The organism is Bacteroides faecalis (genome assembly GCF_003865075.1).
Classification (GTDB): Bacteria; Bacteroidota; Bacteroidia; order Bacteroidales; family Bacteroidaceae; genus Bacteroides; species Bacteroides faecalis.
In genome coordinates this window covers 430,430-453,620 of the sequence record NZ_BHWB01000001.1, presented here as the reverse complement: position 1 = coordinate 453,620, position 23,191 = coordinate 430,430, and the positions used below count along the sequence as shown (strand labels likewise).

Genomic DNA, 23,191 nt, shown 5'->3' with positions numbered 1-23,191 from the left:
ATGCCCGGGGAACTTGGGATATCCTCAATAAAAAGTTTATGATCCTTATAATTAGCCAATCTATATTACTCTGACAAAAGCGTAATGACTGAACGCGCAGGAATTCGGCTCACTTGACCTCCTTTTAATTTCTCAATAGGTTTCAGGTTCTCCCCTTCCCGATCCGAAGTACGGTAAACCATCCATTTTGCCTTCTTGCCTACCGCTTTTCCCACCGAAAAATTCTTATCTTCATTAGCGTAGTTAATGAGTACAACCACATACGTTCCATCTACATTTTTATAAGCAGAACACATCAAACCTTTCTGGTCTGTATCTCCTTCATGAATCAGTTTTCCAGTATTATCAAATGCGGAAATCGCCAACCGGACAGCTCCCGGACGAACAAAACGGCTATAATTACCTAATACCCACATCAGTTTGGAGTCTTCCACACGACCGTTTTGGAAATCATTGTCTGTATATGCACGTATTAAGCCATCTTTATAATCTTCACCGATAGCACGCCACCATTGCCAACTTTTCGCTTGAGCATACACTATGTCATGATGAATCATACGAGCCACATAAAGTGCCGTCTTCATGGTACGGTCGAAACCTCCTCCTCCACCAATTTCTTCATCATTACTCATGATACAAACCTCTGTTTGCCAGAAATTCACTTTATATTTATCTAATGTATCACGCAATTGACAACGAATATCATGCAAAGCACTCAATGGAGTATTTGTCCAATAGCCATGTCCAACTATCAACCGGGGAACATTCGGAAGATCCCCTAAATAAGTTTCCACACTGTCCGGACGGAAAAACGATTGTATCTGATAACCACGTTGCCAATCGGTCATATGAGTACTGAACATACAACGATAATCGGATGATTCATTGATCAGAATTTGTGTATCTACTTCCCTGTCGGCAAATTCCTTGCTTAATAAACGGACTGTACGGGCTATTTCCCTATTAGTTGCCGGACAGCCTTCTTGTTTCGGTCCCACCCAATTCCAATGTCCATCGGGTTCATTAAAAGGACAAATATACTGAAATTTGATTCCATCGTGTTTTTCCACACCTTGTACTACATCTGCCAGAAAACAAGCATACTTCTCATAACAATCCGATTTTAGATTCGCTGTTCCTCCACGACCTGTATTAGTAGCCAATCCATTTTGGGTATAAAAGACAGGAGGAGAATTCAAGAAGGCCAAAAACTTATTGACTCCACGTTCTTTTGCCAGTTTCAAGAAATTGCGTTGTCCCTGTTGTTTATTCCAATCATAAGTCCCGTCAGGTTTCAAAAAACATTCGGCACGCATCCAAGGAGAAGAAATCTCACCAGCCTCTCCTTGTTCGGCACTTCCTGCCCCGACATTAAAACGCCAGAGTGACAAACCAATTCCTTTCGGTTGTCCGTTTTCATCATTCTCCGTACTGAATAACCAGTCGGCTATTTGATTCTGTTTCTCCTTCGGCCAAAGACCGATAAACTGCATACTCCATGCATCAGATGCACTAAAATACTCCATCGTCTGACAAGGTTTTGAAGTCTCTATCTGATAACAGACAGCAGATTGTGACCAAACCGCCGTATTCATAATCCATAGCCCAACCGAAGTAACCAATAATCTTATTCTCATCAAAAATATACTTTAAACAAACAATAAACTCTGAACATCACTCTAACGACTTAGCTATTGAAGTGTTAGCATTAGAATAAACAAATTTACAGAAATATATTATTCGGCAAATAATCTTCACTCGTAATTTTCTAAGCAATGAAAAAAACATTAGATAGGACTAAGACCCTCCACGCAAAATCAGGATGAACGTTGTAAATCGAACAGGAATAAAGAAGGAATGATGCCATTACTGTCTATATTTTCCCAGAAAAACTCTATCTTTGTTCCCTATAGGAATTAATTACAACTAAATTCATGGTAAGAGATCCTTTCTGCAAATCTACCACAGATTGTTCACAATGCCCCAAGGTTACTGAAGGCATATGTGTTTACAGAAAACTGTCGAGAGGACAGCATTTTCCTAAAGATCCTCAAATCCGCAACTAAGCCCTTGAACGTCCTTATTGCGTTTACACGTCCTCTCATTACTGAATTTGCAGATAATTTGAACTTGAAGCACCCACTTCTGCCTACAATATCCCCTTACCCCACAATGTGACTTGAGGCAATACACAATATCATTCCCATAAGTTGTAGGCATTATCCAAAATCAGTCTGGAAAACATCTGCGTAAGCATTATTACAGGTATAGATGTTCAGCACATACCGCCTTGATGTCCTGATCCACTTGGCTGGTACAGAGATAAACCTGAAGACAAACGCTTTTATGCGACTTGTTGCATTGAGCCCGAACTTCTTTACGTCAAGTCTTTGAATAATGGCCTTGTAAAAGTTACGGATAAGTGCTGTAAGAAGAAGGAACACTGTGTTCTCTGCCATGAAGGATTTGGGCAATCTGTCCCACCCGAAACCATTGTTCATATCATCGAAGATACGTTCCTTTCCTCCACGAAGGTTATAGAACTCGACAATTTCTCTTACGGAAGAATCATAGTCGTTAGTCAGGATACAACGGTATGTGTATTCTCCTTCCCAAAAATCCTGCACACCATCCATCCGTTTCTGTCTTTGAATCACAAGTCGATATGCCTTACCTTTCCACTTCTCAACAAGGATAGAGTTCAATTCAAACTCAATGCCATTGATTTCCTCAGTTTTCCAGCCTTTGAGAGCAAAGGTGTCATTGTAGATCGAACTGCAGCGGTTAGCACGGATATAGAAGGACTTGCAGTGTTTTTCTATTTCCTCCACGATTTCCTCGGAACATGATCCACAATCAGCTCTGAAGCGATTGATAGTGAGCCCATTCTGTTCAAATCTCGCAAAGAACCTCTTCAGCGTGTCCTTCTGATGGAAACGAACATTTGTGTTACCATCGCTATTCTCTATACCGACTATCAAATCGCCAATAACCGCCACGCCAGGGCGATAACCAAGGAACTTCTTGTATGTAGGCTTTGCATCATACTTCTCTGTCTCTATGAACTGATGGTCGAAATCAACATCATACATCTCACCCTCTTTCAGTTGGCCAGATGCAAATATACAATTGAGCAATAAAGTATTGAGAGTGTCAGCCGTATTGAAATCGTAGGTCTTGCCCATATCTGATGTGTATGAAATGTTTTCTTGCGTCAACTCCTTTATCGCCCTGAGGATAGTATCAGAGCTACAAGTGCGAAGTGTCGGATGAAGCGAGAGGTGGTTCATCAAATGAGTAGTGACATCCTCAATACATGAACCGCTACAGAAGTAGATACTCATGAGAGAACGGATGATTTCGCTGTACTGATAACCGAACGATCTACACCTTAGACCGAGGGTTGAGTCGATTACAGATGATAATGTGGAGTCAAATTGCTCCATGATTGAAAATAATCCCCCAAAAGGAGTGAGTCTCTCAGATTTAATTTGTATCTTCGCCATGTCTATCGTCGGATTCTCTTGTTTTTTTTGCAACACTAAGATAAGTGAAAATTCTGACATGGCAAAATCCTGAGCAACTTTTTGTTGCTCAGGTACTTAAAAAGTTTAATTTATAATAGTGTTGCGGAATTAAGGTTAATTTAGTATTCGATTAACAAAAATGACGATACTATGGAACAAAATATCTTTCGAGGAGAGAAGCCTGTGAGAATGGTTGCTATCGGGGCTGGAAACCGAACTAATAAATATCTGGAATATGCACGTATACATCCTGATCGGTTACAGCTGGTTGGGGTTGTTGAAGTAAATGCCAATCGAATGCAGCGTATTGCTGAAGAATTTGGTTTGGATCATTCACATTGCTTTTGTGATTATGATGATTTCTTTGCTCATCCATTTCCTGCCGATGCTGTTTTAATAGCAACTCCTGAAGATATTCACTATGATCCTTGTATTAAAGCAATTGATGCGGGATATCATGTGTTACTCGAAAAACCGATTGCACAGAACCTTGCAGAATGTAATGATATAGCCGAGCACGCTAAACGTAAAGGAGTACTTGTTTGTGTATGTCATGTGTTGCGTTATCACCCTTACTTTCTGAAAATTAAGGAAGTTGTTGATTCCGGTGAACTAGGAAAGATTATTTCAATCAACCATATAGCATCCGTAGGATTGGATCGTACTACGCACGGATATGTGAGAGGATTGTGGCGAAAAGAGAAATTGACTAATCCGATGTTGATAGCAAAGTGCTGTCACGATGTTGATCTGTTATTGTGGCTGACAAAGACACCCTGTCGAAAGCTTTCGTCATTCGGTTCTTTACGCTGGTTCCGTTTGGAAAATGCACCGGAAGGTAGTTCGGAACGTTGTATCGATTGTTCTATAGAAACGAAATGCCCGTATTCTGCAGTCGATTTATACTATAATCGGCATAGCTGGATTTCAAATTTTGATATTCCGGCAGGAAAGACTTTAGATGATGTTTTGATGGAAGAACTACGCCATGGCATGTACGGACGTTGTGTCTTCCATTGTGACAATGATGTGGTTGATCATCAGGTCCTTTCGATGGAGATGGGCGATGAAGTGACGATCAATCTTTCAATGGATATATTTACTAATGATGATTGCCGGGAAACTCATATTAAATTGACTCATGGGGAAATAGATGGTAATGAAAAACATTTGCGTGTGCGTAAGTTCCGAAGTAACGAAGAACAGGTTTTTGATTTTTCGGATATTTCTAATAAGCCTTTTCATGCCGGGGCAGACTTAAATCTGGTAGATCATTTTGTGAAAGCACTATCGAGTAAGGAATATGAGCTTCAGACTTCTATTGAAAATTCAGTAGAAAGTCATCGGATCTGTTATGAAGCAGAGCGTAGTCGACTGACAGGTAAGATTATTGAATTTGAAATTTAAGGCGGTTACTCAAAATATATCTTTATATGTCCTAATATTGGTTCCTTGAGAACTGCCAAAGTTACATGTATTCTATAAATTAATAGAAGAATTACTACAAGAAGATAAGATCGTATAGTTCTGTTTGAGAAAAGGAGCTGTAAATCTTTGCTAAACACTTCTAAAGTTGCAAATTCGTTTCAATCGTTTCACAGAAACTTCCACAGCCTTAAAATACTTCTAAAAGTATTATTTTCTTTATTTTCAAACTTCTATATTTGTTCACAGAAACGAACAATTATGAAACATGGCATCCACATACTGGCTTTTTCTATAGCTCTTTGGGGGCTATCGGTAAAAGGGTATGCGTCGATTCCATCAGTTGGCGTTATGAAAGATATAACCCAGCAAGTAATTGTTTATTTTGATGAGAATGAGAGCCTTGTGGATACTAACTATTGTAGCAATAATCAGTCTATTGCTCTGTTGGATTCATTACTTGGTAAGCATTGTGAGGCAGAATCTGTTGTTTCATTGAAAGTGGAAGCTTTTGCTTCACCTGAGGGGGAGTCCATTAACAATATTGGTCTGTCTGTCAGAAGAAAAGAGTCTTTGAAAGGATTGTTGCGACAACGCTATCCATATATTGATGGTAATAAAATTGAATTATCAGCTAAGGGGGAAGATTGGTCAGAATTTCGCAGGTTAGTGTCTGCTGATTTAAACTTACCGGATCGAGAAGATATATTGATGCTGATTGATTATCATCGGGAGGATATGATAAAACTGAAACACTTATTACAAAGATTGGACGGCGGGATTCCTTATCGGTCTATTGTGCGTGATATATTGCCTAGATTGAGACGGGCGGTGATAACAGTAGTTCGGAGATTGCCGGAGACGGATAACAATACTTTTACACCAGGAACTTCCACTTCCGGATTGTTTGTTTCAACGAAAGGAGAAGTGTTTCCTGATAATAATTCGAATGAGCCCTTAGGAGAAAGTCAAAGAAAGCAGTCTTGTAAGGTGGCTATAGCGGAGGTGGAAGGACCGGTGGAAAGTAAAACAGTTTTAGCCGTAAAGAATAACTTGTTATATGATTTGGTATTGGCACCTAATATAGAGGTTGAGATTCCAATAGGCAAAAGATGGTCTTTGAATACTGAATATAAATGTCCTTGGTGGCTGAATAGCGCGCATGAGTTTTGTTATCAGTTACTTTCAGGAGGAGTAGAGGGACGTTATTGGTTGGGTAACTGTCAAAAACGTAATCGGTTGACTGGACATTTCATGGGGCTGTATGCAGAAGGTGGTATCTATGATTTTCAGTTTCAGGGAGACGGTTATCAAGGTAAATACTACGGAGCGGCAGGAGTGATATACGGATATGCCAAACAGCTGGCTCGACATCTTTCATTAGAGTTCAGCTTAGGTGTAGGATATCTAGCAACGGAATATAAGAAATATACTCCTTACGAAGGAGACATTGTTTGGATGAATAGCGGACGTTTTCATTTTATTGGTCTTACCAAGGCAAAGGCCTCTTTAGTATGGTTGATAACGACAAGGAGGCGGTGATGTATGCAAGATGTGAGATATATATTTCTTGCGTTTCTGTTCGCGCTGTTGGTGTTAGGGGGATGTACTCGTCGGGATGTCCTGGATGATTATCCGGTTAGCGGAGTGGAAATATCACTGGACTGGGATGGCGTTGCAGATCAACTACCGGAAGGAGTAAGAATTATCTTCTATCCGAAAGATGGAAAAAGTGAGAAAGTTGATACTTATCTTTCAGCAAGGGGTGGAAAAGTAAAGGTTCCGCCGGGAAGATATTCGGTAGTAGTGTACAATTACGATACGGAGACGGTGCAAATCCGGAATGAAGGAGCTTATGAGACAATTGAAGCTTTTACCGGATATTGCAATGGATTGGGAATAGCGGGTACGGAAAAATTAGTTTGGGGACCTGATCCGTTATATGTGGTGAATGTAGAAGAATTACAAATAAAAAAGAGTGATGAGACACTTTTCTTGATCTGGAAACCCAAATTGGTGGTAAAAACATACACTTTTAAAGTAAAGGCGGAAGGATTACAGTATGTTTCAGCTATTGTCGGGAGTGTTGAAGGAATGGCAAGCTGTTATTGTTTGGGCAGGGGTTGTGGAATGAAAGGTGAGGCACCTATTTATTTTGAAGGTGTTGTGCGTGATGAAATGGTTGTCGGTAGTTTTACTACTTTGGGGATACTGGGAAATACAGTTACCGGAGCAAATGATGGATTAGTCAAATTGATCTTAGCATTTGTAAAGACAGACCAAAGCCTACACAAGGTTGAGGTTAATATAACGGATGTGATAACTAATTCAGAGAGTGGTGGGGAAGGAGAAGAACCTTCTAAAGAAATTGAACTTCCTTTGGAAGAAGATATAAAAGTTGAAAAGCCGGATAATCCTTCTGGTGGTGGAGATGGAGGTATTGGTGGAGAAGTTGGAGGCTGGGGAGATGAAGAAGAGGTGGTTTTACCTGTGAAATAAATGACGTAAACAAAATAAACAATATTATAAACTTTTAAAAAATACGATTATGAAAAAAGTATTATTAGCAACAGCAGTAGCTGCAATGGCTTTTACAAGTTGTTCACAGAATGAAGAATTTGAGAATGCAGGACAAGTTGAGATTGGTTTTAACAGCATTGTGAAAAATTCGACGAGAGCAGCAGAAGTTGATTTAATAGAACTGAAGAAACAAGGTTTTAAAGTTTATGCGTATAATACAGGTTCAGACCTAATTGGTACAGGAGTGCTTAATAAGCCCATTATGGAAAACGAGAGTATTACTTGGAATACAAATAAGTGGACATCTGCCAAATATTATTGGCCATCTACGGGAAATGTACAATTTTTCGCATATTCTTCTAAATCTTCTTTGGCATTGACCGCTTCAACGACAGATAAATATCCGACCTTAGTTGATTATACAGTTCCTGCTTTAGCTAGTGCTCAAGAAGATTTGTTAATCGCACAAGCAACAGATAAAACAAAAGTATCTGCAACTATTGATTTTGTTTTCTCTCATGCTTTGACACAAGTCAATTTTTCAATAAAAGGTGAAGATGATTTGAAATATACAGTAAGTGAAATTAAACTTTCAGGAATTGGAAATAAAGGTACTTATAAATATGAGAATAATACTTGGACTGTTACTGGTTCTGAAACCTATATCTGTGCAATAAGTGCTACTCCTGCAGATAATTTAGTAATTGGAACTACAGCTAAGTCTGTTAGTTCAGAACCATTAATGCTATTACCACAAAAATTAACTACTGCTAAAGTTATTGTAAGTTATATTGTTACAGATAGTAATAATAATGAAGTTTACAAAGCAATTGACAAAGAAAGCTCAATAACAACTACATGGAATCCTGGTAAGAAAGTACGTTATACTTTGGAATTAACTAACGATGCAACTGAGATTGGTTGGAATGTTACTTCTGTTGATGAATGGAGTTCTGATAGCAATAAAGAAGAGGATAATGATATTACTCCAGTTACCCCTGAAAATCTATAATATTGATTGTATGGGAGTTATTAAACAAAGAATTATGGGACTATCTATTTACACAAAATTCTGGATAGTGCCAATTATTTAGTCTATATATTTTATAATCCCTATAATTTTTATCTCTATTTATTGAAAGGATGTCTAGAATGGATGTCCTTTTTTCATAATATATTTTCACTATGGCATTGGATATTCTTTCTAATAGTATAAAGAATCTAGAATCTGATAGATTTACAGAAGGTTGAAGATAATTTTAATAACGAGTATGAAGTAACGTTGCTTGAAAATGATATTCTTATGGATGGAATGTAATTCATGTAGTTCTTTTAATAAATATTCCATTTCTCTCCAATTTCTTATGGTAATATGAAACATTTGATATATTTTTGTTGCAAACAACAACAAACACTTAATATCTATGACATCTACCTGTCAGGGCGATTGGGACTGCCCGTCTTGTCCCAAAGCTGTAGACAATGCGATTACTCATGTTATTCATCAAAGGGGATATCATTTATCGGCCCGGAAATGTGAGGAGAACTTTATCCTTTTTTTATTAAAAGGAGAGTTGCTTGTGAATAGTCAGGAATATGCAGGTACGATGTTGAATGCCGGAGAATTTATCCTTCAAGCTGTTGGTTCAAAATTTGAGATGTTGGCAATGAGTGATGCAGAATGTATCTATTATCGTTTTAATCAACCCGAATTGTTTTGTAATTTCCGTTTCGATCATATTATGAATGAGATTCCTGCTCCACTTATATTTTCTCCTTTGAAAATAACTACAGAACTACGATATTTTCTGGAGGGAGTCAAGTCTTATTTATGTGAACCTAAGATATGCCGGGAATTGCTGACCTTAAAACATAAAGAATTGGCGTTTGTTTTAGGTTATTACTATTCTGATTACGATTTGGCAGGTTTAATCCATCCACTCTCAAACTATACTAATAGCTTCCAATATTTTATAATCCAAAATTATAAGAAAGTAAAGACAGTAGAAGAGTTGGCTAAGTTGGGTGGATATACTGTCAGTACTTTACGTCGCATCTTCACTAATGTTTTTCATGAACCGGTATACGAATGGATGTTGGCACGTCGTAAAGAAGGTATTCTCGAAGATTTGAATAACTCTAAGATCAGCATCTCTGAAATATGTTACAAGTATGGCTTTGAGTCTTTACCACATTTCTCAAATTTCTGTAAGAAATCATTTGGACTATCTCCTCGAAATTTGCGTCATCAACAGCATAAGGACGATATTATAGAGAAATAGTATAATATAATAATATCGTATTCGCTGTACATATCAACGCCGACATGATCTAAAGGCTTGACAACGGCTTTTTGATGTTGTATATTTGTAGTCGAAAACAATGAAACAACAAATTAGAAGTTAGACGAATGTGAGGAATCTTATCTTTTGCTGCACTTGCTGCGATGTATTTCCCCGGATGTACAACGAGTAAAAATGCAGTGCACTGTCTCAGCCGATGGATTAAAGGTTGTACCCCGTCTTATATCAACAGGTTATTTGCCGTATAATCATCGGTATTTGACTATAAAACAGTATAAGATTATAACAAAATATCTAGGCGATCCTTATGAGGATTAGGGTATAAATAACCCGATTATGAACTGAAGGCTGTGACTTTTAAGAAGTTTGCAGCCTTTTTTTATTGCGTAAAAACAGCTTGGATGCTTTTAAAAAGAATGCCGGAGTTTATGCATAAATTGTATGACTATTTATGCATAAACGATGAAATAGTTTATTATAAACTTAAAAGCAGTTCTAACATAAACGATTCACTCTTTTTTAACTATTCAATTCCCTAAAGATATTTCAGCAACTGCCAACCTGAAGGCTTTGTTTAAGAACAAAAATCAATATGCAGTGGGCAAGATACAGATTCCGAAAATTTCTTTTTGTGATGGAGCTATTTATGTGAATGGAGATAGTATGTATCCTATTCTTAAATCGGGGGATATTGTAGAGTTCAAGGAAATAAGCAGCTTCAATCATCTTATTTAGGAGGCGATGTATCTGGTTTCATTCAATATTAGAGGAAGACGAGCATTTGTCTGTGAAGTATGTAAATCGTTCGGGTAAGGAAGAATGTTTAAAATTAGTCAGCTATAATCCTCATCATGAGCCGATGGACATTGCATTCACTTCCATTAATGCAATGGCAATTGTGAAATTCTCTATTTGGAGACATATGATGATGTAACGTGTGGAATTAAGATAAAGTTGAAAATAGATAGTAAAAGAAATCCCCTGCCGACAATGCTGACAGGGGATTCTTCTATTAATCAAATCAAGCTTTTACTTAGTCTTTCAACTTAGCTATAATAAAGTCGCGGTTCAAACGAGCGATATTGCTGATAGAGATGTTCTTCGGACATTCAGCTTCACAAGCACGAGTGTTTGTACAGTTACCGAATCCCAATTCATCCATCTTAGAAAGCATTGCTTTTGCACGGCGCAAAGCTTCCGGTTTACCTTGCGGAAGCAAGTTCAACTGGCTAACTTTAGCAGATACGAACAACATGGCAGAACCATTCTTACATGCGGCAGCACAAGCGCCACAACCGATACAAGCAGCAGCGTCCATCGCTTCGTCAGCAATCTGCTTCGGAATCAAGATAGCATTAGCATCCTGAGGAGCACCTGTACGTACACTCACGTAACCACCGGCCTGCATAATCTTATCATAAGCGGTACGGTCTACCATTAAATCCTTGATAACCGGGAAACCGGCCGAACGCCAAGGTTCAACAGTGATTGTATCACCGTCCTGGAAACGACGCATATAAATCTGGCAAGTTGTAGCACCTGTTGCGGGACCGTGCGGATGTCCGTTGATATAAAGAGAACACATACCACAGATACCTTCGCGGCAGTCATGGTCGAATACAACCGGTTCTTTTCCCTCACAGATCAACTGTTCGTTCAGGATATCCAGCATTTCGAGGAATGAAGTATCACCTGAGATATCTTTCATTTGGTAGGTTTCAAAAGCACCTTTAGCCTTTGGACCGGCTTGGCGCCATACCTTCAGTGTAAATGATATATTTTTATCCATTTTCTTCTAATTCTTTTTAATGTTTAACTTCACCGATTAGCTCTTGTAGTTACGAGTCTGAACTTTGATGGCTTCGTATACCAGCGGTTCTTTGTATAATACCGGCGCCTTTTCGTCATCACCCTGATATTCCCAGCATGCTACGTAGAAGAAGTTTTCGTCATCACGTTTTGCTTCTCCTTCTTCGGTCTGGTATTCTTCACGGAAGTGACCACCACAACTTTCGTTACGGTTCAATGCGTCATAAGCTACAAGTTCACCCATAGTGATGAAGTCGTACAAACGGATTGCTTTGTCAAGCTCAATATTCATACCTTCTTTAGAACCAGGGATAAACAGGTTAGTTTCGAATTCCTTGCGGATTTCTTTCAGTTTTGCGATACCTTCTTTCAAACCTTCTGCGGTACGTCCCATACCCATGCATTCCCACATTACATGACCCAGTTTCTTATGGATAGAATCTACAGACTCTTTACCCTGAATACTCATAAAGTGATCAATCTTAGCCTGAACGGCTTTTTCAGCTTCTGCGAATTCAGGAAGATCAGTAGAGAAACGAGGAACGGTGATCTGGTCAGCCAGATAATTTTGAATAGTGTAAGGCAATACGAAGTAACCGTCGGCCAAACCTTGCATCAATGCAGAAGCACCAAGACGGTTTGCACCGTGGTCAGAGAAGTTACATTCACCGATTGCGAACAGACCTTTGATTGTAGTTTGAAGTTCGTAGTCTACCCAGATACCACCCATCGTATAGTGGATAGCCGGATAAATCATCATCGGGTTATAATATTTCACACCGTTCGTTTCTTTTGCCAGTTCACCCGGATTAACGTCAGTGATTTCCTCATACATGTCAAAGAGGTTACCATAACGTTGAAGAACAATATCAATACCTAAACGGTTGATAGCTTCTGAGAAATCAAGGAATACAGCTAGGCCGGTATTATTCACACCAAAACCTGCGTCGCAACGTTCCTTAGCGGCGCGGCTGGCAACGTCACGCGGAACTAAGTTTCCAAATGCCGGATAGCGGCGTTCCAAGTAATAGTCGCGATCTTCTTCAGGAATATCACTTCCCTTGATTTCGCCTTTTTGAAGTTTAACAGCATCTTCTTTCTTCTTCGGAACCCAGATACGTCCGTCGTTACGAAGAGATTCAGACATCAATGTCAATTTAGACTGCTTGTCACCGTGTACCGGAATACAAGTCGGGTGAATTTGAACATATGCAGGATTAGCGAATACGGCACCCTTGCGATAGCAAGAAATGGCAGCTGTACAGTTACATCCCATAGCGTTAGTAGAAAGGAAGTAAGCGTTTCCGTAACCACCGGTAGCAATAACTACGGCATGAGCAGCGAAACGTTCCAATTTACCTGTGATTAAGTTTTTGGCGATGATACCGCGTGCACGTCCGTCAATGATAACAACGTCTTGCATTTCGTAGCGAGTGTACATTTTTACGGTACCTGCGTTTACCTGACGGCTCAATGCGGAGTAAGCACCCAGCAATAACTGCTGTCCGGTTTGGCCTTTGGCATAGAAAGTACGTGATACCTGTGCACCACCGAAAGAACGGTTGTCCAATGTACCACCATATTCGCGAGCGAAAGGAACACCTTGTGCTACACATTGGTCGATGATAGCATTGGAAACTTCTGCCAAGCGGTAAACGTTCGCTTCGCGGGCACGGTAGTCACCACCTTTTACTGTATCGTAAAACAGACGGTAAACAGAGTCACCATCATTCTGATAGTTTTTGGCAGCATTGATACCACCTTGTGCAGCGATAGAGTGTGCACGACGAGGAGAGTCCTGAATACAGAAATTGAATACTCTGAAACCCATTTCACCAAGTGAAGCAGCAGCAGAAGCACCTGCCAGACCCGTACCTACAACGATGATATCCAAACGGCGTTTATTAGCAGGGTTCACCAATTTTTGGTGAGCTTTATAGTTAGTCCATTTCTCAGCCACCGGGCCTTCTGGAATTTTTGAATCTATTTTGATCATAATCTTATTTACAATTTAATCATTTACAATTTACATTTAGCAAGCACCGCCACACATCAGTGATTTCAAGAAGAATACCACCACTACTAGTGCGAAACCGAGTACTACAATCGTAGCGTAGATGTTAGAAATACATTTCCAACGATTGATCCATATTTTGTTGTTCCATCCCAATGATTGCATAGAACTCCAGAAACCGTGAGTCAAGTGGAACCATAATGCAAACAGCCAAATCAAGTAAAGTACTACGTAAACCGGGCAAGAGAAAGTTTGCTGGATATGATAAGCACCGTTAGCAGCATAAGCTAAAGTCAGCGTATCAGCATGCATATCCATGTTATGCATCAATTCCGGCAACTGCATTTTTGCCCAGAAATTGAAAAGGTGCAAACCAAGGCCTACGATTACAATGATACCTAACACTAACATGTTCTGAGAAGCCCATTCTACTGTTTTGGGTTTATCAACTACTGCATAGCGTTCGCTACCACGCGCTTTGCGATTCTGCATGGTCAGCCAGAATGCATAGATGATGTGAATTACGAAGAGGGCAGCCAGTGCTAAGGTAGCTACTAAGGCATACCAATTTGCTCCCAGGAACTCACAAATCATGTTGTAACCATCAGCTGAGATGATTGCAACAAGGTTCATCGCCATGTGAAATGTTAGAAACAGGACAAGGGCGATACCGGTAACGCTCATCACCACTTTCCTTCCTACAGATGAATTACTTAACCACATAAATGATTGAATTTAAATTATTTAATTGTTAGAACTAAAATTTCGTTATTTTACATCACTTACAGACTGCAAAAATAGAGCAAATTGATTGATTGACCAAAGAATTAAAGAAATAATTCCTTAATCAGCGAGCTTTCCGATTTTTTCACCGTTAGCCGTTTTCTTACGTAATGCACGCGGAGTATCTCCAAAAGAATCTTTGCAGAAATGGGCGAAGTGAGATAAAGAGTCGAAACCGTATCGATTACTGATTTCAGTAATACGCATTTTTGTATGCTGGAGATCCTCCAAAATACCTTCCCGTTTTTTCTCTAATATCCATTCGTAGACGGGTACACCGTATAAGTTTCTAAAAAGACGTCGGAAAGTAGTAGTCGTATATCCTCCTAAATGTGCAAACTCCTCTACATTCTTTACCTTGCTATAATTCTGCATGATAAAATATTGGAAACTTTCCGTATAGCTACTGATCGGATAGAAAAAAGCCCTTAATTGAGGGAGTGGATAATAGGTGATGATCAAAAATATTAGTTCCTGACATTTCAGTTCGATGAATTTGCCACAAGGAGGTTGTTCGTCAAGATAACTGGCGAGGTCTGTGGCCAGATACTGTAACCGGGAATTCATGACCATTGGAGTGTAAATGATCGGAGCTTCTGCTTGTTCAATGATTTCTTGGTAACGATCGGGGCAAACCATTGGCAATTCGTTAAACCAATAGCATATATACTCCACTTCCGTAAGTGCAAGCAATTCAATTTTTGACCCAATAGCTTGAAGAATAAATTGTCTGTCATATAATACGGTACCGGGATATTCTTCACTATTGATCAGCAATTCGCCTTTAATCATGAGAAGTATGCAATTTTGTGTACACTTATCTTCCTTAATTCCGCAACACTATTATAAATTAAACTTTTTAAGTACCTGAGCAACAAAAAGTTGCTCAGGATTTTGCCATGTCAGAATTTTCACTTATCTTAGTGTTGCAAAAAAAACAAGAGAATCCGACGATAGACATGGCGAAGATACAAATTAAATCTGAGAGACTCACTCCTTTTGGGGGATTATTTTCAATCATGGAGCAATTTGACTCCACATTATCATCTGTAATCGACTCAACCCTCGGTCTAAGGTGTAGATCGTTCGGTTATCAGTACAGCGAAATCATCCGTTCTCTCATGAGTATCTACTTCTGTAGCGGTTCATGTATTGAGGATGTCACTACTCATTTGATGAACCACCTCTCGCTTCATCCGACACTTCGCACTTGTAGCTCTGATACTATCCTCAGGGCGATAAAGGAGTTGACGCAAGAAAACATTTCATACACATCAGATATGGGCAAGACCTACGATTTCAATACGGCTGACACTCTCAATACTTTATTGCTCAATTGTATATTTGCATCTGGCCAACTGAAAGAGGGTGAGATGTATGATGTTGATTTCGACCATCAGTTCATAGAGACAGAGAAGTATGATGCAAAGCCTACATACAAGAAGTTCCTTGGTTATCGCCCTGGCGTGGCGGTTATTGGCGATTTGATAGTCGGTATAGAGAATAGCGATGGTAACACAAATGTTCGTTTCCATCAGAAGGACACGCTGAAGAGGTTCTTTGCGAGATTTGAACAGAATGGGCTCACTATCAATCGCTTCAGAGCTGATTGTGGATCATGTTCCGAGGAAATCGTGGAGGAAATAGAAAAACACTGCAAGTCCTTCTATATCCGTGCTAACCGCTGCAGTTCGATCTACAATGACACCTTTGCTCTCAAAGGCTGGAAAACTGAGGAAATCAATGGCATTGAGTTTGAATTGAACTCTATCCTTGTTGAGAAGTGGAAAGGTAAGGCATATCGACTTGTGATTCAAAGACAGAAACGGATGGATGGTGTGCAGGATTTTTGGGAAGGAGAATACACATACCGTTGTATCCTGACTAACGACTATGATTCTTCCGTAAGAGAAATTGTCGAGTTCTATAACCTTCGTGGAGGAAAGGAACGTATCTTCGATGATATGAACAATGGTTTCGGGTGGGACAGATTGCCCAAATCCTTCATGGCAGAGAACACAGTGTTCCTTCTTCTTACAGCACTTATCCGTAACTTTTACAAGGCCATTATTCAAAGACTTGACGTAAAGAAGTTCGGGCTCAATGCAACAAGTCGCATAAAAGCGTTTGTCTTCAGGTTTATCTCTGTACCAGCCAAGTGGATCAGGACATCAAGGCGGTATGTGCTGAACATCTATACCTGTAATAATGCTTACGCAGATGTTTTCCAGACTGATTTTGGATAATGCCTACAACTTATGGGAATGATATTGTGTATTGCCTCAAGTCACATTGTGGGGTAAGGGGATATTGTAGGCAGAAGTGGGTGCTTCAAGTTCAAATTATCTGCAAATTCAGTAATGAGAGGACGTGTAAACGCAATAAGGACGTTCAAGGGCTTAGTTGCGGATTTGAGGATTAATTATTATCTCTGATAATCTCAAAGCTTTTGTACCTTTTTATATTAAAGCAGGTATAATAAAAACTCTGATAGTTTATCCACCAGCAGGCACATACATATTTCAGGTGGTGGTTAGTGTGTTTCAACTAACCACTTTTTGAATGACATCTATTTTAGAAATGACAAATTAGCTAATCTGCTATGATTGAGAATTCGGCACCACCGGCGAAATCAGTTCCATTCTGAGAACTCAAACAAGTAAAACGAATATAGCGTGCCTGTACAGGAATTTTCAACTCTACTCTTTTGGCTTTCTTGTTACTATCAAAGGTACCTGTTGCTACTGCATCGCTCCATGTCTTTCCATCCATACTTATTTCCAAAGAGTACTCTTTTACAAAACCATTCATCGAACCATCCTGACGGGGCAAATAGATAAATCCTTTAATAGTCCTCACTTCTCCTGCGTCAAAATCCACCCAATGAGGATATTTTGCTACAGTCACCGAATACATGGTGTGCCAGGTTGTGTTAGGGTCCTCATCCACAAGATTTGCCGCATCTTCACCGCCTGTTTCTTGACTGGAAGCATAAACGACTGTCAATGGAACTTTCTCAATCTTTGCAAATGTCATACGGGTGGATACAGCTTTATTACTTCTATAAAAAGCAGTAACTGTACCGCCTTCGCGCAAATTAAAAGGTTCGTTATAACTTATTTCTTTTTTACCATCATTCAACATATAAGCAATATCAGCATCCGTTTTCTGTGAATGGATCGTTACCAAACCATTACGAGCACGAGAAATGGCTAAAGGAACTTCTCCCGCAGGTACAACATTCGCCGTTTCCGTATAGGTTGCCCCACGTACCGGACGGATGATAAAACTCATCGAATGATTTTCAGCCTTGATACGGTCTTGTTCTAACGGTCCACCTTGCCCACAGCTATTTCCACCAAGCCCTGTCACCCCTAAATCTATATGAAGGTGTGTAGCCTTGGATTTCGGCAATTGATAAGGATGAGGGGCAAGTGTCATCTCCATATCAGACCACGGTAATGCAGAAGCTGACATTTGTCCGTCTGCCACAAACTCTATACCATCACCGGAATTATCCGTCAGTGCACACCAACGTATTCCTTCCCGGTTACCCATACTTTGCGGTTTGGGGAAATCTGCATACTGATCTTTGACCGTACTTTGGAACATCTCTATAAATGAACCAGTCCGACGGTCATTAAAATTATTCCAAGGACCACGACCATAATAACTGTATTGTTGCAATCTTGTAGGAACTTGCATCGCATATCCTAAACGAGCCAACACCAAAGAAGGATCATTCGAAGTTATTTCTGTACGCAGTTCTATAGATCCATCCGGATAAATGGTCCATATCTGACTGGTGACAAACTTAAAATCATCCGGCCCGAACGGACGTTCTGTGAGTTCTTTCACACTATATCTTCCTGAAGTACCTCCCTCTAATACGGCGGCATTCGGAGCTTGCGATTCTACAGTATACATCAATTGCACTACTTGATCCGTTTTATTTTTGCCATTAATCCATTGATAACTTGTTGCTTTATGTTTCAAGTTATGCAACCCTTTTTCAAACCATTGCCGATATGCCCAATTGTCATTATCAACCGGAGCACGCAGCGCATTAATCTTAGGTCCTTCGCCCTCACACAATACTTTGCGACCATCGTATTCAAGGCTATAGATAGTTCCCTGCTCATTATCAAATTTCACTAGGAAATTCTTTCCTGTAACTGTCGTAAAGGTTCCATTCTCTGTCACCACCGGTTTGTCAAGTGAAGCAGTCACCGAAGACAAAGAAGGCTTGCTTTCGGGAGCTTTTACCGCCAGTTGCTCTTCCATCTGCACGAAACCGGCTTTCGCCCACGGCATATCCTTTGCCAGCCTGAATTGTACCTTTACAAAATATTCGCTTTCTTTTGCCAGTTCATAATAGCTATAAGGTATAGTAAATGTAGTTTTCGAACGAGCCTCAACAGCAGAAAACGATTTTTTAGGAGCCGTACCCTCTTTGATTGGTTTCCCGTCCTTATAAAGTATCCACAGCATTTCATAGTCTTTCAAGGAAGTGAAATAATTCTTATTGAATATCTCAATTTGTCCTTTCTTCATATCTACCGCCCGTACCCCTACATTCTGATATACTTTCTTTACTTCATAGAAAGCAGGTTTGGGTAAATGTTCGGGAAACAGAATGCCATTCATACAAAACATACCACTATTAGGTTTATCCCCAAAATCACCGCCATAAGCCAGATATCGGTCACCCGTTTGAGGATCATAATTATACAAAGCCTGATCTACCCAATCCCATATAGCTGCTCCACAGAAAAAGTTCGTTGATTCTATCGCTTCCCAATAATCTATCAGATTACCCACAGCATTACCCATTGAATGAGCATATTCGGATACATGGAAAGGATATTTGATATTGTATTTACCAGTCACTGCACCCCGCATCCAGCCGATAGACGGATATTGATTGGAACCCATATCGACAATCGAATTATTGCGCTCATATTGCACAGGTCGTGAAGGATCGAAAGCATGCAATTTCTCATAGGCAGTCACAAAGTTTTTTCCCGGTCCCGCTTCGTTACCTAATGACCAAATCACGACGGACGGATGATTGACATGAGAGTGTGCCAGTTCCATTACACGTGCCACATGAGCTGCTTCAAACTCTGGAACATGTGATAAAGACGCATCACCATAGTAATATTCATGACTTTCAATATTAGCCTCATCTTCCAGATAAATACCATACTTATCACAATAATAATACCAATAAGGATCACAGGAATAATGTGAATTACGCACATGATTAATATTACCCCGCTTCATCAACATTATTTCTTCTTCCATTTGTTGATGGGTAATGGCATTTCCCGTAGCCGGATTGATTTCCTGACGGTTCACTCCTTTCAGTTTGACTGTTTTACCATTTACATAATAATATCGTCCTGCCAATCCGAATTCATCCTTATCGGCCGGTGTATCTTTAATTTCTACTTTACAGAAGCCAAAAGCGGTAGAAAAGGTTTCAACAACTCTTCCTTTCTTGTCTTTCAGTTGCCCTACCAATACATAACGGTAAGGCGCTTCTGACGACCATTTGCGCGGATTATCCACCTGTATAGTAGTGACAGCAGATGCCATTTCACCTTTTCCCAATTCTTCTACATCCACCGTACCATTCACACCATTCACTACTATATTCTCATCTGAATAAAGTTTGTTGGCATAGAGCGAATAAGAAATTGTATATCCTTTCGCCGACTTTTTGCCAAGATTACGAATATCCGCTTCTATGCGTACATTTCCATTCTTATAATCAGTATCCTGATCCGGAAATATACGAAGATCACGCACTTGTACTTTAGCAGTAGAAGTTAATGAAACAGAACGGAAGATTCCCGGTAAACGAAACATATCCTGTGCTTCGAGGAAAGAGCCGTCCGAGTTACGGTATACTTCAACTGCCACTACATTCTCCCCGTTCTTATTTAGATAAGGGGTAATATTGAATGAAGCTGTATTACGTGAATTTTTGGAAAATCCGATATAATGTCCATTAATCCACAAATAGAAGAAAGAAGAAACTCCATCAAAGTTTATATATACTTCCCGTTCTTTCCAATCTTCCGGAATAGTAAAAGTCCGACGATATGAACCTACCTCGTTACGATGTTTATAAGTCACCCAATCCTGAGGCGGAGTGCGCATGACTCCTCCCTTCCAGTCACCCACTTCCACCTTATGTTGGAAAATCACCGGTTGATTGGCATAAATAGGTGTTCCATACTTCAGACTTCCGTCTTTTTGAATACCTGCAACATTCCATTGCATAGGTACACTTACCGTATCCCAGTTTAAAACATCAAAAGACGGTTGATAAAATTCAAGCGGACGTTCATCGGGATTACCTACCCAATTAAACTTCCAGGTACCATTCAGAGATTTGCAATAACTACTGTATTCTGGCAATACACGACGTGCGTTTTCACTATCGGAAAAAGTAAAGAACCAAGCATGAGGCTGTTCTTTATTAAGCGCTACCTGTTCGGGTGTCTCCCACTCTTTTCCTGTTGGAGCGACTATTTCTGCATAAGTAAATCCTTCCAATACTTTCTCTTGAGCATTGGCAGTCAAGGTCATAAGAAGGAAACCAATTAAATGAATGTTCTTCATAACATATTCAGGTATTAAATTTAGAAACTATTTTGAGTTATCTAAAAGTTTATCAGGTGGTAATTTTTCTCAATTTTGTATCTTTAAATATAACAACCAAATCATATTTAAAGAGTAATAAAATGGGATATGGTACCGACCTGACTGATAAACAGTGGCAAGTTATAGAAAATCTTTTAGATGACAAAGAGCGCAAGCGTAAACATTCTCTTCGCTCTATCATTAATGATATATTATATTGGGTAAAGTCCGGTTGTACTTCCTTGTGATTTCGCTCTTTGGAATGCACTACTATATTAATATTTAACACATTCCACATTAATACCTGAGAGACGAAGGATTAACTAAAAATATGTCAATACGAATATCATTTTTGATAAGAAATATATCATTATTAGCAATAATTATTTTTTGTAACCAGTTACTTTTGCCTTTGTAAATTCACACTATTAACTCCGGTTTCAAAATACGTTACCATAAAATACATTGCAAAATATGAAAACGAATCTACAATCTTTCCGTAAAACACTTGTTTTCGCTATTGCAGCACTGTGCTGCTATGTAGGAAAGGCTTCCTCTGAACAACCCAGAGAAAGACAATTCGAAAAGTTGAAAGCAGCTTTTAAAAATCCATCAAAAGAATTCCGTTCCGCTCCGCTATGGGTGTGGAACACGAAAGTAACGAATGCGGATATCGACCGCATGTTGAGGGAACTTAAATCACAGGGATTTGGAGGAGCTTTTGTACATCCACGTCCGGGACTGATCACCGAATACCTCTCTGATGACTGGTTCAGATTGTATAAATACAGCGTAGAAGCCGGAAAGAAACTGGGAATGGATATTTGGATCTACGACGAGAATTCATATCCAAGCGGATTCGCCGGAGGGCATGTGAACGAACAAATGCCCGAATCGTATAATCAGGGACAAGGATTGGACTACACAAAGGTCGAGACTCTGCCTGATAATGCAAAAGATTACTTCTTATGTTTGAAAAAAGAAGGGAGTACTTTTAAAGACATCACAGCTTGCCTAGCTGATTATAAGAACACCAAAGGGGAATACTATTTGTATAAGAAGACTTACTATGGCCGTTCCGACTGGCATGGCGGTTATTCATATGTCGATTTGCTACATCCCGGTGTAACAGAGAAGTTCTTAGACATCACAATGACAGGATATGAAAAGACTTTCGGAAAAGAGCTCGGTACTGTTATTAAAGGTATTTTCACCGACGAACCTAACATTTCAAGTCCGGGTGGCATACGCTGGACTCCCGACTTATTCGACGTATTCCAGAAACGTTGGGGGTATGATTTAAAATCAGTACTTCCCTTATTAGTAGAAACAACGGATAACTGGCAGCAAGTCCGTCACAACTACACAGAAACACTTACTCAACTTTTTATTGACCGATGGGCGAAACCCTATCACGCCTATTGCGAGAAGAAGAATATGAAATGGACAGGTCATTACTGGGAGCACGGATGGCCGGACATGTCTCATGGCGGAGACAATATGGCTATGTATGCATGGCACCAGATGCCTGCAATCGATATGTTGTTCAACCAATATAACGAAGGACATCCGATGGCTCAATTCGGAAATATAAGATCAGTTAAAGAATTGAGTAGCGTTGCCAATCAGATGGGATATACCCGGACACTTAGCGAGACGTATGGTGGTGGCGGTTGGAATGAGACTTTCGAGGATTTCAAAAGACTGGGTGACTGGGAATATGTACTAGGAGTGAACTTCATGAACCAGCATCTGTCACACATGACTATCGTGGGAGCACGCAAATACGATTACCCGCCTGTCTTTACTTCCATCTCTCCTTGGTGGTCAAACTATAAGACTCAGAATGATTATTTCGCACGTCTGTCTCTGATCCTGAGCCAAGGTGATCAACTCAACGATATATTGATTATAGAACCAACTACTACTGCTTGGCTGACTTATTCGTATGTAAAAGGACAAGTCAGAACAATGGACATCGGTATCGCATTCCAGAACTTTATCACCGAACTGGAAAAAAGCCAGGTAGAATATGATTTAGGTTCTGAGAATATCATTAAAGACCAGGGTAAAGTAAAAAAAGGGCAATTTTTCGTAGGCAAAAGAGGATATAAAAAGTGGTTCTTCCTCCAATTACCGAAAACCTGAATACAAGG

At 39.7% G+C, this 23,191-nt stretch carries 14 protein-coding genes and 4 pseudogenes; 10 read left to right on the top strand and 8 right to left on the bottom strand.

The window, feature by feature from the left end; genetic code table 11:
• Positions 1-65: 65 nt before the first annotated feature.
• The 3 genes and pseudogenes from EJF25_RS01690 to EJF25_RS01685 all read right to left on the bottom strand — a co-directional run bounded on the left by EJF25_RS01690 (position 66) and on the right by EJF25_RS01685 (position 3,506).
• Entirely contained in the window at positions 66-1,595 is a 1,530-nt protein-coding gene (locus EJF25_RS01690; RefSeq protein WP_370685684.1) for a glycoside hydrolase family 30 protein, read from the bottom strand.
• 378 nt (positions 1,596-1,973) lie between these two features.
• Positions 1,974-2,207: pseudogene (locus tag EJF25_RS25330) on the bottom strand (hypothetical protein).
• A gap of 12 nt (positions 2,208-2,219) precedes the next feature.
• Entirely contained in the window at positions 2,220-3,506 is a 1,287-nt protein-coding gene (locus tag EJF25_RS01685) for an IS1380-like element ISBf12 family transposase (protein WP_009040242.1), read from the bottom strand.
• Between the two features lie 171 nt (positions 3,507-3,677).
• On the opposite strand from EJF25_RS01685, the gene EJF25_RS01680 reads away from it, so the two are divergent.
• The 7 genes and pseudogenes from EJF25_RS01680 to EJF25_RS01650 form a co-directional block, all read left to right on the top strand.
• Complete coding sequence (locus EJF25_RS01680; RefSeq protein ID WP_125039749.1) at positions 3,678-4,934, top strand: Gfo/Idh/MocA family protein; 1,257 nt, start codon at positions 3,678-3,680, stop codon at positions 4,932-4,934.
• Positions 4,935-5,213: 279 nt separating this feature from the next.
• A complete protein-coding gene (locus EJF25_RS01675) occupies positions 5,214-6,494 on the top strand; it encodes a DUF3575 domain-containing protein (RefSeq protein ID WP_125039748.1) in 1,281 nt (426 codons plus the stop codon).
• 3 nt (positions 6,495-6,497) lie between these two features.
• Complete coding sequence (locus tag EJF25_RS01670; RefSeq protein WP_125039747.1) at positions 6,498-7,451, top strand: DUF5119 domain-containing protein; 954 nt, start codon at positions 6,498-6,500, stop codon at positions 7,449-7,451.
• Between the two features lie 49 nt (positions 7,452-7,500).
• Complete coding sequence (locus EJF25_RS01665) at positions 7,501-8,484, top strand: fimbrillin family protein (RefSeq protein WP_125039746.1); 984 nt, start codon at positions 7,501-7,503, stop codon at positions 8,482-8,484.
• 412 nt (positions 8,485-8,896) lie between these two features.
• On the top strand, positions 8,897-9,754 hold the full coding sequence (locus EJF25_RS01660) for a helix-turn-helix transcriptional regulator (protein ID WP_125039745.1): 858 nt from the start codon (positions 8,897-8,899) through the stop codon (positions 9,752-9,754).
• Positions 9,755-9,918: 164 nt separating this feature from the next.
• Positions 9,919-10,093 (top strand): annotated as a pseudogene (locus tag EJF25_RS26290) (DUF4248 domain-containing protein).
• A 222-nt stretch (positions 10,094-10,315) separates the two neighbouring features.
• Positions 10,316-10,709, top strand: a pseudogene (locus tag EJF25_RS01650) (S24 family peptidase); the annotation flags it as partial.
• Between the two features lie 99 nt (positions 10,710-10,808).
• Here EJF25_RS01650 and EJF25_RS01645 read toward each other — a convergent pair.
• From EJF25_RS01645 to EJF25_RS01630, 4 genes and pseudogenes are all read right to left on the bottom strand, one after another.
• The gene (locus tag EJF25_RS01645) at positions 10,809-11,564 is read right to left on the bottom strand and encodes a succinate dehydrogenase/fumarate reductase iron-sulfur subunit (RefSeq protein ID WP_125039744.1); all 756 of its coding nucleotides are present in this window, start codon (positions 11,562-11,564) and stop codon (positions 10,809-10,811) included.
• A 36-nt stretch (positions 11,565-11,600) separates the two neighbouring features.
• Complete coding sequence (locus EJF25_RS01640; protein ID WP_125039743.1) at positions 11,601-13,580, bottom strand: fumarate reductase/succinate dehydrogenase flavoprotein subunit; 1,980 nt, start codon at positions 13,578-13,580, stop codon at positions 11,601-11,603.
• 36 nt (positions 13,581-13,616) lie between these two features.
• Positions 13,617-14,321 (bottom strand): succinate dehydrogenase/fumarate reductase cytochrome b subunit, encoded by a 705-nt coding sequence (locus tag EJF25_RS01635; protein ID WP_125039742.1) that lies wholly within the window; start codon positions 14,319-14,321, stop codon positions 13,617-13,619.
• Between the two features lie 120 nt (positions 14,322-14,441).
• Positions 14,442-15,212, bottom strand: a pseudogene (locus EJF25_RS01630) (helix-turn-helix transcriptional regulator); the annotation flags it as partial.
• A 128-nt stretch (positions 15,213-15,340) separates the two neighbouring features.
• On the opposite strand from EJF25_RS01630, the gene EJF25_RS01625 reads away from it, so the two are divergent.
• On the top strand, positions 15,341-16,627 hold the full coding sequence (locus EJF25_RS01625; protein ID WP_009040242.1) for an IS1380-like element ISBf12 family transposase: 1,287 nt from the start codon (positions 15,341-15,343) through the stop codon (positions 16,625-16,627).
• 346 nt (positions 16,628-16,973) lie between these two features.
• Here EJF25_RS01625 and EJF25_RS01620 read toward each other — a convergent pair whose 3' ends face one another.
• Positions 16,974-21,014, bottom strand: coding sequence for a glycoside hydrolase family 2 TIM barrel-domain containing protein (locus EJF25_RS01620; RefSeq protein ID WP_125039740.1), 4,041 nt, complete (start codon positions 21,012-21,014; stop codon positions 16,974-16,976).
• A gap of 122 nt (positions 21,015-21,136) precedes the next feature.
• Between EJF25_RS01620 and EJF25_RS01615 the strand changes: the two genes are divergently transcribed.
• Positions 21,137-21,283, top strand: a complete 147-nt coding sequence (locus EJF25_RS01615) for a transposase (protein ID WP_125039739.1) — start codon at positions 21,137-21,139, stop codon at positions 21,281-21,283.
• A 226-nt stretch (positions 21,284-21,509) separates the two neighbouring features.
• Positions 21,510-23,183, top strand: coding sequence for a glycosyl hydrolase (locus EJF25_RS25320; protein WP_235016670.1), 1,674 nt, complete (start codon positions 21,510-21,512; stop codon positions 23,181-23,183).
• Positions 23,184-23,191 lie beyond the last annotated feature (8 nt).